The organism is Aeromicrobium sp. PFPM2_SD2 (genome assembly GCF_057364525.1).
Window position 1 is genome coordinate 1 of sequence record NZ_JBNFNZ010000759.1, and the last position, 656, is coordinate 656.

General features: G+C 77.1%; 1 pseudogene. It reads right to left on the minus strand.

Going from position 1 to position 656, the window contains the following annotated elements:
* A pseudogene (locus AC2W7G_RS17935) lies at nucleotides 1-350 on the minus strand ([protein-PII] uridylyltransferase); the annotation flags it as partial.
* Nucleotides 351-656: the final 306 nt, after the last annotated feature.

The window sequence follows — 656 nt, forward strand, 5'->3', positions numbered from 1 at the left end:
TCGGCCGGCTCCCGGTCGAGCAGCCGGGCGACGTCCGGCACAAGCTCGGGCAGCAGCCGCTCGGTGTGCCGGCCGGTGACGTCGTGCAGGGCGTCGCGGACGTCCAGCAGATCGCGGGCCAGCCGCTCGACCTCGGCCAGCGGGACGTCCACCAGCCAGGAGGCGACCACGGCGCGCAGCAGGACGGCGTCGCGCAGTCCCCCGGCGGACGCCTTGAGGTCGGGGATCGCGCTGTGCGCCACCCAGCCGGAGCGCTCCACCCGCCGGTCGCGGTCGTCGCGGACGTCCTGCAGCCGGGTGCGCGCGGTGCGCCGCCAGTCGGTCATGACGGCCGACCGGGCCTCGACCACGAGGCGCGGCGTCGCCGGCGACCGGGCGCGCGTCCATGAGCGAGAACGCCACCCGGAAGTCGGCGGCGGCCAGCTCGCGGGTCTCGGCCGGCGTGCGCACGGAGGCGTCGGGCTTCCACCCGGCGTCCCACAGCGGTCCGGTGAGCCCCTCCATGAGCGCCGCGACGTCGTCGGGCGTCCAGGAGTCGTCGTGCAGGACGAGCAGGTCGAGGTCGTTGCGGCCGGACAGCTCGCGCCGTCCGTAGCCGCCGGTCGCGACGACGGCGAGGCCGCGACCCTCGCCCTGCTCACCGGGAGCGGGGAGGG